Source organism: Streptomyces sp. NPDC029216 (genome assembly GCF_040648015.1).
Classification (GTDB): domain Bacteria; phylum Actinomycetota; class Actinomycetes; order Streptomycetales; family Streptomycetaceae; genus Streptomyces.
Genome location: NZ_JBEZWL010000083.1, coordinates 18,728 through 32,577 on the forward strand (window position 1 = coordinate 18,728; position 13,850 = coordinate 32,577).

The window sequence follows — 13,850 nt, forward strand, 5'->3', positions numbered from 1 at the left end:
GAGCGCGAGCGCGACACCCAGCCCTCGCTCACACAAACCAGCAGGTCAACGCACCCTTCCCCTGGGTTTCAGGTGGGTCGGGGGGAGCTCAGGGGCCGGAAGCGGAGGGCCGTCGTAGCCCTTGACCTCGCCGAATCGGGACCCGTTCATCCAGTCTTCTCGGGCCTGCGCGATATCATCGTGTGACCGTCCGATCCAGTTCCAGAACATCACGATCTCCTCCTCGAACGGCTCCCCGCCCAGCAGCATCAGGCCCGCGTCCGAGGCCGCGCGCAGCGGGAGTTCGGTGCGGCCGCAGCCGAGGTAGAGCATGGAGCCGGGGAGGACCGGGACGCCGTCCACGTGGGCCTCGCCGGACATGGAGAGGACCGCGTACTCGAAGTCCGGGTCGAGGGGGAGGCGGGTCTCGGTGCCGGCGGTCAGGGCGAGGTCGGCGCCGACGATGGGGGTGTACGCGGTGCCCGGGGAGGTCGCCGTGTCCAGGGTGCCGAGGATGACCGTGGCGTTCAGGCCGGGGGCCGTGACCTGCGGGAGTTCCGCGTGGTGCTGGAAGTGCGGGTCGACGTCGCGGTGGGAGTCGGGCAGGGCCACCCACAGCTGGGCGCCGTGGAGGAAGCGGGCATGGGGGCGCGGGCTCTCCTCGGAGTGGCTGATGCCCCGGCCGGAGGTCATCAGGCCCAGCTCGCGCGGGCGGATCGTGGCGAGGCCGCCCGTGCTGTCGCGGTGCAGGACCTCGCCCTCGTGCAGCCAGCTCACGGTCTGCAGCCCGGCGTGCGGGTGGGGCGCGACCTGCATGCCGGGTTCGTCCGCGATGTCGTCCGGGCCGTAGTGGTCGACGAAGCACCAGGCGCCCACCATGCGGCGGCCCAGGTTCGGCAGGAGTCGGCGGACCTCGGTGGATTCCCCGAGCTTGACCGTGCGCGGGCTGAGGAGCTCCCGTACCGGTTCGGCGACGACGAAGCCGCGGCCGCCGCAGGCGGAAAGGGCGGGCTGGCGATCGAGATTGCTCATACGGGACAAGGTAGCCCGGCGGGGTCCTCTTGCTCCGTTCCTTTCCGCGGAAGGACGCGGCGTGCGGGGGCGGGCTGCCGCCTCGGCTAGCCTGGGTCGGATATGAACCGCCTGACCACGCCTTTCGGCTCCTACGAACTCACCCGCTTCCCCGCCGACCCGCGCGACCGGCTCCGCGCCTGGGACGCCGCCGACGAGTACCTGCTGCGCCACCTCGACGCCGGTACCGGCGAGCACGGCCCGGTCGACCTGGCCGGCGCCGGGCAGATCACGGTCGTCGGCGACCGCTGGGGCGCGCTGACGACGGCCCTGGCCGCGTACCACCCGGCCCAGATCACCGACTCCGTGCTGGCCCGGTCGGCCACCGAGGCGAACCTGGACCGGGCCGGCATCGGCACCGCGAAGTCCACGGTGACCCTGCTGACCACGCGGGACGCACCGCCCGCCCGGATCGACGTGCTGCTGGTCCGGGTGCCCAAGAGCCTGGCGCTGCTGGAGGACCAGCTCCACCGGCTGGCCCCGCACCTGCACGCGGGCACGGTGGTCGTGGGCACCGGCATGGTCAAGGAGATCCACACCTCCACGCTGAACCTCTTCGAGAAGATCGTCGGGCCGACGCGCACCTCCCTCGCCGAGAAGAAGGCCCGGCTGATCTTCTGCACCCCGGACCCCGCGCGGCTGGCCGCCGCCGGGACCTCGCCGTGGCCGGTGACGTACACGGTGGACGAGGACGGGGGCTCGGGCGCCGGGCTGACCGTGGTCAACCACGCCGGGATCTTCTGCGCCGACCGGCTGGACGTCGGCACCCGCTTCTTCCTCCAGAGCATCCCGACCAACACCGACGGGGCCCGGGTCGTGGACCTGGGCTGCGGCAACGGAGTCGTCGGCACGGCGGTCCAGGTGGCCGACCCGGACGCCGAGGTCGTCTTCACGGACGAGTCGTACCAGGCCGTCGCCTCGGCGCGGGCCACGTACGAGGCCAACGTCCGCCCGGGCCGGCGGACGGCGGAGTTCCTCGTCGGGGACGGCGTGGCCATGCTGGCGCCCTCCTCGGTGGACCTGATCCTCAACAACCCGCCCTTCCACTCGCACCAGGCGACGACGGACGCGACGGCGCTGCGCATGTTCGCGCAGTCGCGCAAGGTGCTGCGCCCGGGCGGGGAGCTGTGGGTGGTCGCCAACCGCCACATGGGCTACCACACCCATCTCCAGCGGCTCTTCGGGAACTGTGAAGTCGCCGCGAGCGAACCGCGGTTCGTCGTGCTGCGGGCCGTCAAGCGCGAGGCGCGGCCGCACACCCGGTGACCTGCCCCCGCTCCCCCATGTGACCTCCGGTACACCCGCCGGTAGGTCCTACACTCGGCCGCGTGAGCAGCGAAGCGCAGACGGACGACGGGGACGGGCGGCGGCGCTACCGCCGGGAGGAGGTCGCCCGGGCGGCCGGGGTCAAGGTGCGCAACCTGCGCTACTACCAGGAGCGCGGGCTGCTGCCCCCGCCGCGCCGGGAGGGCCGGATCGCCTGGTACTCGGACGACCACCTGACCCGGCTGCGGCTGATCAGCGACCTGCTGGGGCGCGGCTACACGGTCAACGGCATCGGGGAGCTGCTGGCGGCGTGGGAGCAGGGCGGCGGGCTGTCCCAGCTCCTGGGCCTGGAGCGGGAGATGACCCGCGACTGGGTGCGGGAGGAGCCCGTGACGATGACCCGGGCCGAGCTGCGCGAGCTGTTCGGGCCGGGGGCGACGGCCGAGCACACGCGGCGGGCGGCGGAGCTGGGTTACGTACGGGTCGACGGGGACCGGGTGACGTATCCGAGCCGGCGGCTGCTGGAGGCGACGGTGGCGCTGGTGCGGCAGGGGATGCCGCTCGGGGAGATCCTGGACGCCGGGGAGTTCGTGCAGGACCAGGCGGCCGCGCTGGCGGACCGGTTCGTGGGGCTGTTCCGGAGGCATGTGATCGGCGCCGAGGGGCTGGGGCGGCTTTCGGCCACCCAGCTGGATCACGTCCGGGAGGCGGTGGCGGCGCTGCGGCCCGTGGCGGGCGAGGTGGTGGCCACGGAGTTCGCCCGGGCGATGGGGCGGCGGGTGGAGGCGGAGGTCGCCGAGCTGCTGCGTACGGAGCAGTAGGAGTCGGCCTAAAGGGTGCGCTCGCACAACCTTGCCAACCACCATTGGCACTCTTACATTCAACTCGTCGGTAACAAAGGTGCACAGCCGAGATAAGGGACGATCTCATGGCAGATTCACCGCACTTACCTGCATTTGATTCCGAGGGCGGCCCCGACGCCGAGTCCGCGAGCAGAGTGGAGGGCCGGGTCCGCTGGCGCAGGTTCGCGCTGCTGACCGTCCCCGCCGTGGCGGTGACCGCCGGACTCGGCATCGCCCTCGCGCAGGGCGCGCTCGCCGCCTCCTTCGCGGTGTCGGGCCAGCAGTTCAAGGTGTCGGCGACGAGCCTGGAGGGCGAGGGCTTCGCCCAGTACGGCGGCGTCGACGTCAACGCCCGCCAGGAGCTGATCCCGGTGGCCGTCACCGCCATCAAGGAAGCCAAGCTGCACAGCCTCTGCCAGTCGGTGGTCACCACCCTCCCCGTCATCGGGGACATCTCCCTCAATCTGACCGCCGGCCAGAAGGCCCCCGTCGAGGCCTCCAACCTGTTCGTGGACGCCACCCAGCTCGCCGGTGACGCGCAGTTCACGAACATCGAGATCGGGCGCGACGCCTCCACCCTGGACAAGGGCCCGGCCGAGGCGCAGGGCATGCAGGACCTGTTCGCCCAGCAGGCGGACCGGGTCACCATCAGCAGCCTCCAGCAGACGGCGTGGGCGACCAACGCCGGCACCTTCAAGCTGTCCGGGCTGAAGATGGACATCAGCAAGGGCAAGAAGGAATGCTTCTGAGCCGCTGGCGGCGGTGGCGGCGCGGCAGGCCCTTCTGGGGCGGCCTCTTCGCCGTCCTGGCCGGGGCGTGGATCTGCGTCCTCCCGCTGGCACCACTGAAGATCATGCTCCAGCAGGGCGTCGCGGGGATCCCGTCCGTCCTGATGGGCGCCATCATGATCGTCCTCGGTCTCACCGCCTGGTTCTCGCCCCGCCAGCGCGGCCTCGCCGGGGTCCTCACCACCCTGATCGCCACCGCCGCGCTGGTCCTGTCGAACCTCGGCGGGTTCCTGATCGGCACCCTGCTCGGCATCCTCGGCGGCGGGCTGATGTTCGCCTGGCAGCCGTACGCCGCCCCGCGCGCCGGGGGCTCCGCCGCCCCCGCCCGGCCCTCCCCCGCCGGGAACTCCCCCACTTCGCACCCCGATCCCCAAGGAGCACAGCCATGAGCCGTACGCGTACCGCGCTCGCCCTCGGCATGGCGGCCGCGGCCGCCCTGACGGTGGCCTCCGCCACCGCCACCGCCGCTCCGTTACCGGCGGCCGGGTCGACGACCGTCACCCCGGCCGGGCACTCCTTCAAGGCCTCCCTCAGCGGGAAGGCCACCCTCAAGGCCGGCTCGGTGACGGTGACCTGCACGGTCTCCGTCTCCACCGGCGCGGTGCCGGCCGCCCCCGGCAACCAGAACCCGGCCGGGCCGGTGTCCTCGCCGATCTCCCCGCCGACGTACAGCTCCTGCACCTCCAGCATGCCGGGCGTGACCCCGACGGTGACCACCAGCGGCGCCTGGTCGGTGTCCATGCAGAACGGCTCCCTGGTCACCGCCACCATGACGGTGCCCACCGGCGGGCTGGTCGTGCACACCACCGGCCTGGCCAGCTGTACGGTCACCGCGGCCCCCGGCGGCCCGGCGAGCGTCCCGGCGACCTGGGCCAACGGCGCCCCGTCCAGCCTGAGCTTCGTCAACGCCTCCGTCCCGGTGACGGTGACCGGCGGCTTCGGCTGTCCGACCAGCGCGACCTCCTCCACCTTCAACGCGGTCTACCTGGTCTCCGACACCACCGACCCCGCCCAGCAGATCACCGTCACGCCCTGACGGCGGTCCGGTCCGCCGCCGCCCTTCCCGTACGCGGGGGCGGCGGCGGATATTGCGTTGCCGGGGCCGTCCCGGCCGGGCGAAGCTTGGGGCATGTCACAGAGTCCCGATCAGCAGAGCACCCACCGGCAGAGCACCGAAGATCCGCAGGCAGCACGCGCACAGCAGGGCGCCCGGAACCCGCGCGGGGTGGCCGACCTGTTCTCCGACGGCCGCCTCGTCGCCATCCCGCGCAAGGCCGCCCGGCGCGAGCAGCTGCTCGCGCACCTCGCCGGCACCCTGTTCGCCCCGGACCGGGCGTACTCGGAGCCCGAGGTGAACGACGCGCTGCGGACCGTGCACGAGGACTGTTCCGCGCTGCGGCGCTACCTGATCACCTCCGGCCACCTCACCCGTACCCGGGACGGGAGCAGCTACCGGCGGTCGACGACCACCCGGTAGTGGGTCGTCAGCCGCCCGTCCTCGCCCAGCACGTGGAAGGCGACGGCCGGCGGCTCGTCCAGGTACACGTGCTCGTCGGGACCCGTCGGCGCCTCCCAGGGGAGCCGCAGGGTGGACACCACGCCCGGCGCCACGAGCAGCGGCCGGCCCGCGAAGGCGGTCACGGCCGCCGTGTGCGCGTGCCCGCACAGGAAGGCGCGCAGGTGGGGGTGGCGTCCGGCCAGCGCCGCGAGCCGCTCCTCGCCGAACATCCGGATCCCGTCCACGTACGGGGTGTGCAGCGGGACCGGCGGATGGTGGAAGGCGACCAGGACCGGCACCTCGTGCGGGGTCCCGGCGAGGATCCCGTCGAGCCATTCGAGGGTGGAGTCCTCCAGGAAGCCGTGGTGTTCCCCGGGGACGGAGGAATCGCACACGGCCAGCACGAAGCCCTCCCCGCGCAGCACCTGGTCGACCGGGCCGGGCGACGGCTCCTCCTCCCCCAGCAGGCCGCGCCGGAAGGCGGTGCGCTCGTCGTGGTTGCCGGGGCAGACGACCAGCGGGTGCCGCGAGACGAGCGCCTTGCGGGCCTCCTCGTACTCGGCGGGCGCCCCGGTGTCGGCGACGTCCCCGCTGACCAGGACCGCGTCCAGGTCGTACGGGAGACCCTCCAGGTACTCCATGACGGCGCGGGTGCGCTCGGCGGCCCGGGGACCCCCGTCGAGGTGGACGTCACTGAGCTGCGCTATCACGATCACGGGCGGTGGCTCCTTCGTCGCTGCTGCGGACGCGCCCCGGGCCGTCGTGTGACGGTCGGTCATATCCCTTCCCGGGGTCGCGTGTTCGACCTGAACGTTCAACCTATCCGACCGGCCCGGACCCGGCGGGGGCGCCCGCCGCTCCCGCGCCGCCGGCACGCGGCCGCCCCCTCCGGGCCCCCGGGTTGCGGGACCGCCCCGGATGGGGTTCGTTCGAAGGGGGTGCCCGGGACGGGGGTGAACCTTCATGTCCTCCACCAGCCGCTTCTTCGCCGACCGCGCGGACGCGGGGCGCAGCCTGGCGGACGCGCTGCGTCATCTGGCGGGCGCCGACCCCGTCGTGCTCGGCCTGCCCCGGGGCGGGGTCCCCGTGGCGTACGAGGTGGCACGGGCGCTCGGCGCGCCCCTCGACGTGATCGTGGTCCGCAAGCTCGGCGTCCCCGGCCACCGGGAGCTGGGGTTCGGCGCCATCGGCGAGGGCGGGGTGCGGATCGTCAACGAGGAGGTCCTCGGCCGCAGCCGGGCCTCCCGGGCCGAGCTCGACTCCGTGGAGCACGCCGAGGAGGCGGAGCTCGTACGGCGGGCCCGGCGCTACCGGGAAGGCCGGTCGCGGGTGCCGCTCGACGGCCGGACGGTGATCGTCGTGGACGACGGGATCGCCACCGGCGCCACGGCCGCGGCCGCCTGCGAGATCGCCCGCGCCTCGGGCGCGGCCCGCGTCGTCCTGGCCGCCCCGGTGGCTCCGCCGGAGGCGGTGGCCTGGCTGCGCGGGGCGGCGGACGAGGTGGTCTGCCTGTCCGTTCCGCCCGGCTTCCGCGCCGTGGGCGAGTGGTACCGGGACTTCTCGCAGACCTCGGACGAGGAGGTCATCGCGGTACTGGCGCGGGCGGCGGACGGACCCGGCGCCGGGCCTCGACCGGAATCGGGGTGAGGGCGGCATGGGGGTGAGGGCGGAATCGGGGTGAAGGCTGAGCCCCTTCATGATCAGATGGGGCCGTCAGCAGGCCACCGGCCCGGAGCCGGCCAGCGAAGGAGTCCCGATGCCCCAGCCCGCGATCCCCTCCACCCCGCCGCCCGGCGCAGCGGCCCCGGAGCGTGCGATATGAGCCGGGGCGTACTGGTCACCGGCGCGTCCCGGGGCATCGGACGGGCCGTCGCCGCCGCCTTCGCCCGGCAGGGCGACCGGGTCGCCGTCCACTGCTCCACCCGGCACGCGGACGCCCGGGAGACCCTGGCAGCCCTGGAGGGCGGGGGCCACGCCCTCGTCACCGGCGACCTCGGCGATCCCGCGCGCGTCGAGGAGCTGGTCGCCGAGGCCGCCGGGGCGCTCGGCGGGGTGGACGTGCTGGTGAACAACGCCGCCGCGATGATCGCGCACCCGCTGCCCACCACCTCGTACGCGGACTGGCAGGACGCCTGGCAGCGCACGGCCGCGGTGAACCTCTTCGGCGCGGCCAACGTCAGCTACTGCGTGGCCCGCCGGATGATCGACGAGGGCCGGCCGGGGCACATCGTGAACGTCGGCTCGCGCGGCGCGTTCCGGGGCGAGCCCGACCATCCCGCGTACGGGGCCACCAAGGCGGCGCTGCACGCCTTCGGCCAGTCGCTGGCCGTGTCCCTCGCGCCCCACGACATCACGGTGGCCTCGGTGGCACCGGGTTTCGTCGCCACCGAGCGGGTCTCCGGGCGGCTCCGGGGCGCGGAGGGCGAGGGAATCCGCGCCCAGAGCCCCTTCGGCCGGGTGGCCGAGCCGGAGGAGATCGCCTCCGCCGTGCTGTACCTGGCCTCGCCCGCGGCCCGGTGGAGCTCGGGCGCCGTGCTGGACGTCAACGGGGCCTCGTACCTGCGCACCTGAGGCCCCGGGGGCTCAGCCCCGGTAGGTCTCCAGCAGGCGCAGCCAGACCTCGCTGATGGTCGGGAAGGCTGGTACCGCGTGCCACAGCCGGTCGACGGGGACCTCCCCGACGACGGCGACCGTGGCCGCGTGCAGCAGCTCGGCGGCGCCCGGTCCCACGAAGGTGGCGCCGAGGAGCACCTCCCGGTCGAGGTCGACGACCATCCGGGCCCGGCCCCGGTAGCCGTCGGCGTACAGGCCCGCGCCGGAGACCTTGCCGAGGTCGTGGTCGACGGCGCGGACCCGGCGCCCGGACCGCTCGGCCTGGGCCAGGGTCAGGCCGACCGCCGCGGCCTCCGGGTCGGTGAAGACGGCCTGCGGCACGGCCTCGGTGTCGGCGGTGGCGGCGTACGGGCCCCAGCGGGCGGTGTCCGGGGCCGGGGCGCCCGTCCCCCGGGCGGCGCGGGCGGCGATGGCGGCGCTGGCGATCCGGGCCTGGTACTTGCCCTGGTGGGTGAGGAGCGCCCGGTGGTTGACGTCCCCGACGGCGTACAGCCAGTCGTGGCCGGGCACCCGGCAGCTCTCGTCCACGGCGATCCAGCCGCCGGGGGTCAGTCCGACCGTGTCGAGCCCGATGTCCTCGGTGCGCGGCGCGCGGCCGGTGGCCATCAGCAGTTCGTCGCCCTCCAGCATCTCGCCGCCCTCCAGGACGACGGTGACGGGGCCCGTCGGCCCGTCCCGTACGACCGCCTCGACGGTCACCCCGGTACGGACGACCGCGCCGGCGCCGGTGAGGGCCTCGGCGACCAGTTCCCCGGCGAAGGGTTCCATCCGCGGGAGCAGCCCGGAGCCGCGGACCAGGACGGTGACCTGCGAGCCGAGGGCCTGCCAGGCGGTGGCCATCTCGCAGGCCACGACGGAGCCGCCGACGATCAGCAGCCGTCCGGGGACGCGGCGGGCGGAGGTGGCCTCGCGGCTGGTCCACGCACCGGCGCCGTGCAGCCCGGGCAGGTCCGGGAGGACGGGTCCCGTGCCGGTGGCGACGACCACGGCGTGCCGGGCGGAGAGGACGTGGTGCACCCCTTCGGGGCTGGTCACGGCGACCTTGCGGATGCCGTAGAGGCGGCCGTGGCCCCGGTAGAGGTGGGCGCCGATGGAATCGAGCCAGTCGGCCTGGCCGCCGTCCTTCCAGTCGCCGGTCCAGTAGTCGCGGTGCGCGAAGACGGCCTCGGCGTCGAGGGGCCCGGAGACGGCGCCGGCCAGGCCGGGGACCCGGCGGGCGTCGGCGCGGGCCAGGGCGGGGCGCAACAGGGCCTTGCTGGGGACACAGGCCCAGTACGAGCACTCCCCGCCGACGAGTTCGCTCTCGACCAGGGCCGTGCTCAGGCCGGCGGCGCGGGTCCGGTCGACGATGTTCTCGCCTGCCGGGCCCCCGCCGAGCACCACGACGTCGTACTCCACCGGTTCGGTCATGCGGTCCAGTGTCCCCGTGGGACGGGGGCCGCGTCCGGCAATCACGGCCCTCCGGCGCGCCGGGGCCGACCCGTCCTGGGCCTCTCGTGCGCCTCTTTATGCGCCTCGCCCCGTGCCCCGCCCTACGCGTCGTCCTGCGCCTCGCCCGGGGCGGCCTGCTGCTGCGCGGCGATCTTGGCATGGACCTCGTCCATGTCGAGGGCGCGGGCCTGGCCGATCAGGTCGGTGAGGGCGGCCTCCGGCAGGGCGCCGGGCTGCGCGAAGATGGCCACCCGGTCCCGGACGATCATCAGCGTCGGGATCGAGCTGATCTGGAAGGCCGCCGCCAGTTCCTGCTGGGCCTCGGTGTCCACCTTGGCGAACACCAGGTCGGGGTTGGCCTCCGAGGCCTTCTCGTAGACGGGGGCGAACTGGAGGCAGGGCCGGCACCAGCCCGCCCAGAAGTCGATCAGCACGAACGGGTTCTCGCTGACCGTCTGGTCGAAGTTCTCCTTGGTGAGCTCGACTGTAGCCACGGTTCCTGACCTCCTGATGCTTGCGTGTCCTGCTGCAACGAACGGCCGCCCCGAGGCATTCCGCGCCGGGCCGGGGGTGGCTAGAAGGGGTGGCCGGGCGGGGTGCGGCGGACCGTGGTCCAGCGGAGTTCGGTGAACGCGTCGAGGTTCGCCTCGCCGCCGAACCGGGCGCCCGTACCGGAGACGCCGACCCCGCCGAAGGGAGCCACCGCCTCGTCGTTGACGGTCTGGTCGTTGACGTGTGCGATCCCGGTCGGTATGCGCCCGGCCAGCTCCAGGCCGTGCGCGGCGTCGCGGGTGACGATGCCCAGGGAGAGCCCGTACGGGCCGGCGGCGGCCAGCTCCACCGCCTCGTCCTCGGTCGCGAAGGAGCGTACGGGCGCCACCGGGCCGAAGACCTCCTCCGTGTAGGCGGGGGTGTCGTCGGAGACGGCCGCCAGCACGGTCGGCCGGTAGAACAGGCCCTCGTGGGTGCCGCCGGCGACGAGCTTGGCTCCGCGCTCGACGCTCGCCTCGACCAGGCCGTGGACCCGATCCAGCTGGGTCGCGTCGAGCAGCGGGCCCAGGTGGACGCGCTCGCGGTACGGGTCCCCGACGGCCAGCGCCTCGGCGCGGACGGCGAGGCGTTCCACGTACTCGTCGTAGAGCGAGGCGTGGACGAGGTGGCGTCCGGCGGTCATGCAGATCTGGCCCTGGTGGAAGAAGGAGCCCCAGGAGGCCTGCGCGACGGCGGCCTCGACGTCGGCGTCGGCGAGCACGACGAGCGCCGAGTTCCCGCCCAGCTCCAGGTGTGCACGCTTGAGGTGACGGCCCGCCAGTTCGCCGACGGAGCGTCCGGCGGCGGTGGACCCGGTGAAGGAGACGACGTGCACGCGCGGGTCGGCCACCACCGCCGCGCCCGTCGCGGCGCCGCCGGGCAGGACGTGCAGCAGCCCGGCCGGCAGTCCCGCGGCCGCGAACACGGCGGCCAGGGCGAGGCCCCCGCAGACGGCGGTCCGCTGGTCCGGCTTGAGCAGGACGGCGTTGCCGAGCGCGAGGGCGGGCGCGACGGAGCGGATGGCGAGGATCAGCGGGGCGTTGAAGGGCGCCACCACCCCGACGACCCCGGCCGGAACGCGGCGGGTGAAGGAGAGCCGGGGCGCCTCGCTGGGCAGCACCTGCCCGACCGGGCGCGAGGCCAGCGCGGCGGCCTCGTAGCACTCCTGGGCGGCGACGTGCAGCTCGAAGTCCGCCTTGCCGGGGATGGAGCCCGACTCCCGGACCAGCCAGTCCCGCAGCTCGTCGGCGTGGGCGGCGAACAGGTCCCCGGCACGGCGCAGCACGGCCGCCCGCTCCGGGTGGCCGGCCCGCGCCCAGTCCCGCTGCGCGGCCTGCGCCCGTACGGCCGCCTCCGCGACGTCGGCGGGGGCCGCCAGGTCGAGGGTGGCGAGGGTCCGACCGGTCGCGGGTTCGACGACCGGGGCCGTACCGCCGGTGAGGGTGGGACCGTCCTGCCAGAGTGTCTGATCGAGCAACGGCATGACGCGGGGCCTCCGGAGGGGGGTCGGCGGGGCGGGGAGCGGCGGCCGGCTGGGGGCTGGGGCCGCGGCAGGCGCCATCGTGCCAGACCCGGGTCTCCGGATTCTGTTCAGTTATTGGGCAGTTGGGCGGGCACCGTGTCCGGAAACGATCGCCGCCCGGGGGTGGGGCGGGGGCCTGCCGGGGAGACCCGGCGAGGGGCGGCCCCGACGGGGGGAGGGATCGCCTGCGGGTGTGGCTGGGGCCCCGGCGGGGGCAGACCCGGCATAGGGGCAGCCCCGCTGGGGGGCCGGGAGGCTGGCCCCGCCGGGGCCCGGCCGGGGGCGGGCCAGCCGGGAGCGGGGCAGGGCCGGCCGGGTGGGGCGGTGGTCAGCGTTCCAGGACCAGGGCGATGCCCTGGCCGACTCCGATGCACAGTGCCGCCATGCCGGTGCCCGAGCCCGCCGCCGCCAGCTGGTGCGCGACCGAGCCCGCCAGGCGTGCCCCGGAGGCGCCGAGGGGGTGCCCGATGGCGATGGCGCCGCCGCGCGGGTTGACCACGGCGGGGTCCAGCTCCGGCCAGGCCGCCAGGCAGCCCAGCGCCTGCGCGGCGAAGGCCTCGTTGAGCTCGAAGGCGGCCAGGCCGGAGAGGTCGCGGCCCGCCTTGGCGAGCGCCCGCTGGACCGCGTCCACCGGGCCGAGGCCGAACAGCTGCGGCTCGATGCCGGTGACGGCGGAGGCGCTGATCCGCGCGAGCGGCTCGCGGCCGGTGGCGGCCAGGCCCGCCTCGTCGGTGAGCAGCAGGGCGGCGGCGCCGTCGTTGAGGGGGGAGGCGTTGCCGGCCGTGACGGTGCCGGAGCCGTCGGTCCGGAACGCCGGCTTGAGGCGGGCCAGCGCCTCGGGGGTGGAACCCTCGCGGATGCACTCGTCGCGGAGCAGGTCCACGCCGGGGTACGGGACGACCTCGTCGTCGTAGAGACCGGCCGTCCAGGCCGCGGCGGCCTTGCGGTGGCTGTCGAGGGCGAAGGCGTCCTGGGCCTCGCGGGTGATGCCGTGCTTCTCGGCGATGAGCTCGGCGCCCTCGCCGAGCGAGCCGGTCCACTCCGCGGGCATGCGGGGGTTGGCCATCCGCCAGCCGAGGGTGGTGGACCACATCTGCTGGTGCCCGGCGGGGTGCGCGCGTTCGGGCTTCTGTACGACCCAGGGGGCGCGGGTCATCGACTCGACGCCGCCGGCGATGGCCACGGAGGCGTCGCCGAGGGCGATGGCGCGGGCCGCCTGGATCACGGCTTCGAGGCCGGAGCCGCAGAGGCGGTTGACGGTGGCGCCGGGGACGGTCACCGGCAGCCCGGCCAGCAGTACCGCCATGCGGGCCACGTCGCGGTTGTCCTCGCCGGCGCCGTTGGCGTCACCGAAGACGACGTCGTCGATGCGGGCGGGGTCGAGGTCGGGGGTCCGGTCGACGAGGGCGCGGACGACGTGCGCCGCGAGGTCGTCGGGGCGGACTCCGGCGAGGGCGCCGCCGAACTTGCCGATGGGGGTGCGGACGGCGTCGACGACGTAGACGTCGCGGACGGTGCGGATGCTCATGCGGGCTCTCCTGGGCGACTCCGTACGATCGGCGGCGCGGGCGGCGCCGATGTGGGCACCGGGCCACACCACCGGGCACGCCCGGTGGGGCGCGCCCGAAGTCTCCGCCGCGGCGTCGGCGCGTGTCAACGGTGGCTGGGGCTCGGCCGTTGCCCTGGCCGGGCGTTCGGCGGGGTCGAACCGGGCGGTGCCCCGGGGGACGGGGGTGGCCGGGGGCGGTGCCGTTGCCCTGGCCGGGCGGGGTGCGGGCGGGCTCGCTTCGGGGCCGGTGCCGTTGGCATAGCCGGGCGGGGTGCCGGTGGCCTCGCTTCGGGGCCGGTGCCGTTGGCATAGCCGGGCGGGCTCGCTTCGGGTGGCCGGGGGCGGTGCCGTTGCCCTGGCCGGGCGTTTTGCGGGGTCGGGGGTGGCCGGCGTCGGTGCCGGGGTGGGGTGCCGCCCGGGGCGGGCTTCGATGTTCGGCGCTCTGTGCGGGGTCAGATTTTTCGAGCGGGACATGGCGCCGAATTCATCTCGTTTTAGCCCCGGACGACACCCCACCCCGTCCCCGCCCCCGACCGGGCAGACCAGGTCCCTCGGCCATTCCTTGGAGCGGGGAACGGTCCGGTGCCGGTCGGCAGAGTCCAGCCTCGCAGCTACCTCAAGCCCCGCCGGCGCTTGAGGCGCGGGGGTCCGGGGCGGAGCCCCTGGGACACGGTCCGCAGACGTACGGGCTGCGCCACCACGTTCAGCCTCGCCGGCGTTTGAGGCGCGGGGGTCCGGGGGCGGTGCCCCCGCGACCCGG

The 13,850-nt window shown here is 74.8% G+C and carries 13 protein-coding genes and 1 pseudogene; 8 read left to right on the forward strand and 6 right to left on the reverse strand.

Annotation, left to right across the window (positions count from 1 at the left end; all coding sequences use genetic code 11):
- Positions 1–45: 45 nt before the first annotated feature.
- Positions 46–1,011 carry a pirin family protein gene (locus AB0F18_RS25935; RefSeq protein WP_362064627.1) on the reverse strand — a complete coding sequence of 322 codons (966 nt, stop codon included), beginning with the start codon at positions 1,009–1,011 and terminating at the stop codon, positions 46–48.
- Between the two features lie 111 nt (positions 1,012–1,122).
- On the opposite strand from AB0F18_RS25935, the gene AB0F18_RS25940 reads away from it, so the two are divergent.
- From AB0F18_RS25940 to AB0F18_RS25965, 6 genes are all read left to right on the forward strand, one after another.
- Positions 1,123–2,316 (forward strand): methyltransferase, encoded by a 1,194-nt coding sequence (locus AB0F18_RS25940; RefSeq protein ID WP_362064651.1) that lies wholly within the window; start codon positions 1,123–1,125, stop codon positions 2,314–2,316.
- A 62-nt stretch (positions 2,317–2,378) separates the two neighbouring features.
- Entirely contained in the window at positions 2,379–3,137 is a 759-nt protein-coding gene (locus AB0F18_RS25945) for a MerR family transcriptional regulator (protein WP_362064629.1), read from the forward strand.
- Between the two features lie 107 nt (positions 3,138–3,244).
- On the forward strand, positions 3,245–3,907 hold the full coding sequence (locus tag AB0F18_RS25950) for a DUF6230 family protein (protein ID WP_362064631.1): 663 nt from the start codon (positions 3,245–3,247) through the stop codon (positions 3,905–3,907).
- Entirely contained in the window at positions 3,898–4,335 is a 438-nt protein-coding gene (locus tag AB0F18_RS25955; protein ID WP_362064633.1) for a DUF6114 domain-containing protein, read from the forward strand. Before AB0F18_RS25950 ends, AB0F18_RS25955 begins: the two co-directional genes overlap by 10 nt.
- On the forward strand, positions 4,332–4,982 hold the full coding sequence (locus AB0F18_RS25960; RefSeq protein ID WP_362064635.1) for a hypothetical protein: 651 nt from the start codon (positions 4,332–4,334) through the stop codon (positions 4,980–4,982). The genes AB0F18_RS25955 and AB0F18_RS25960 overlap by 4 nt, the downstream gene beginning before the upstream one ends.
- 93 nt (positions 4,983–5,075) lie before the next feature.
- The gene (locus AB0F18_RS25965) at positions 5,076–5,423 is read left to right on the forward strand and encodes a DUF2087 domain-containing protein (protein WP_362064637.1); all 348 of its coding nucleotides are present in this window, start codon (positions 5,076–5,078) and stop codon (positions 5,421–5,423) included.
- Here the strand turns inward: AB0F18_RS25965 and AB0F18_RS25970 are convergent.
- Positions 5,396–6,160 carry a metallophosphoesterase gene (locus tag AB0F18_RS25970; protein WP_362064639.1) on the reverse strand — a complete coding sequence of 255 codons (765 nt, stop codon included), beginning with the start codon at positions 6,158–6,160 and terminating at the stop codon, positions 5,396–5,398. The two genes, AB0F18_RS25965 and AB0F18_RS25970, sit on opposite strands and share 28 nt — an antisense overlap.
- 247 nt (positions 6,161–6,407) lie before the next feature.
- On the opposite strand from AB0F18_RS25970, the pseudogene AB0F18_RS25975 reads away from it, so the two are divergent.
- Positions 6,408–7,052: pseudogene (locus tag AB0F18_RS25975) on the forward strand (phosphoribosyltransferase); the annotation flags it as partial.
- Positions 7,053–7,262: 210 nt separating this feature from the next.
- Positions 7,263–8,015: an SDR family oxidoreductase gene (locus AB0F18_RS25980; RefSeq protein WP_362064641.1), complete on the forward strand. Its 753-nt coding sequence runs from the start codon at positions 7,263–7,265 to the stop codon at positions 8,013–8,015.
- 12 nt (positions 8,016–8,027) lie between these two features.
- Here AB0F18_RS25980 and AB0F18_RS25985 read toward each other — a convergent pair whose 3' ends face one another.
- The 4 genes from AB0F18_RS25985 to AB0F18_RS26000 all read right to left on the reverse strand — a co-directional run bounded on the left by AB0F18_RS25985 (position 8,028) and on the right by AB0F18_RS26000 (position 13,069).
- Positions 8,028–9,467 carry an NAD(P)/FAD-dependent oxidoreductase gene (locus AB0F18_RS25985; RefSeq protein WP_362064643.1) on the reverse strand — a complete coding sequence of 480 codons (1,440 nt, stop codon included), beginning with the start codon at positions 9,465–9,467 and terminating at the stop codon, positions 8,028–8,030.
- Between the two features lie 122 nt (positions 9,468–9,589).
- Positions 9,590–9,982 carry a thioredoxin domain-containing protein gene (locus AB0F18_RS25990; protein WP_362064645.1) on the reverse strand — a complete coding sequence of 131 codons (393 nt, stop codon included), beginning with the start codon at positions 9,980–9,982 and terminating at the stop codon, positions 9,590–9,592.
- Positions 9,983–10,062: 80 nt separating this feature from the next.
- Entirely contained in the window at positions 10,063–11,502 is a 1,440-nt protein-coding gene (locus tag AB0F18_RS25995; protein ID WP_362064647.1) for an aldehyde dehydrogenase family protein, read from the reverse strand.
- A 367-nt stretch (positions 11,503–11,869) separates the two neighbouring features.
- On the reverse strand, positions 11,870–13,069 hold the full coding sequence (locus AB0F18_RS26000; RefSeq protein ID WP_362064649.1) for a thiolase family protein: 1,200 nt from the start codon (positions 13,067–13,069) through the stop codon (positions 11,870–11,872).
- Positions 13,070–13,850 lie beyond the last annotated feature (781 nt).

Excerpts from the sequence above, each read along its gene's own strand:
- AB0F18_RS25935 (WP_362064627.1), bottom strand. The coding sequence starts at position 1,011 with ATGAGCAATCTCGATCGCCAGCCCGCCCTTTCCGCCTGCGGCGGCCGC.
- AB0F18_RS25950 (WP_362064631.1), top strand. The coding sequence starts at position 3,245 with ATGGCAGATTCACCGCACTTACCTGCATTTGATTCCGAGGGCGGCCCC.
- AB0F18_RS25955 (WP_362064633.1), top strand. The coding sequence starts at position 3,898 with ATGCTTCTGAGCCGCTGGCGGCGGTGGCGGCGCGGCAGGCCCTTCTGG.
- AB0F18_RS25960 (WP_362064635.1), top strand. The coding sequence starts at position 4,332 with ATGAGCCGTACGCGTACCGCGCTCGCCCTCGGCATGGCGGCCGCGGCC.
- AB0F18_RS25965 (WP_362064637.1), top strand. The coding sequence starts at position 5,076 with ATGTCACAGAGTCCCGATCAGCAGAGCACCCACCGGCAGAGCACCGAA.
- AB0F18_RS25980 (WP_362064641.1), top strand. The coding sequence starts at position 7,263 with ATGAGCCGGGGCGTACTGGTCACCGGCGCGTCCCGGGGCATCGGACGG.
- AB0F18_RS25985 (WP_362064643.1), bottom strand. The coding sequence starts at position 9,467 with ATGACCGAACCGGTGGAGTACGACGTCGTGGTGCTCGGCGGGGGCCCG.
- AB0F18_RS25995 (WP_362064647.1), bottom strand. The coding sequence starts at position 11,502 with ATGCCGTTGCTCGATCAGACACTCTGGCAGGACGGTCCCACCCTCACC.
- AB0F18_RS26000 (WP_362064649.1), bottom strand. The coding sequence starts at position 13,069 with ATGAGCATCCGCACCGTCCGCGACGTCTACGTCGTCGACGCCGTCCGC.